A 213-nucleotide genomic window follows, 5' to 3' on the forward strand; every position below is an offset into this window, starting at 1 on the left:
CGCACAAGCTCAGCACCACGCTGACTGAGGGGCAAGAAGCCATCGTGGCCGAGGTGCGCCGCCTGACGCTGATTCCGCTGGACGACCTCTTGGTGGTAGTGCGTGAGTTCATCAACCCGGCCGTCTCGCGCTCGGGGCTGGATCGGTGCCTGCGACGCCACGGGGTGGGCAGCCAGCGCGAGCTGCAAGCCGCAGCCCGTGAGGCCGCTGGCG

General features: G+C 69.5%; 1 pseudogene. It reads left to right on the plus strand.

Features of this window, described 5'->3' with window-relative positions:
- Window positions 1-213: pseudogene (locus ACG02S_RS26400) on the plus strand (IS481 family transposase); the annotation flags it as partial.

The organism is Pelomonas dachongensis (assembly GCF_043555865.1).
Classification (GTDB): domain Bacteria; phylum Pseudomonadota; class Gammaproteobacteria; order Burkholderiales; family Burkholderiaceae_C; genus Pelomonas; species Pelomonas dachongensis.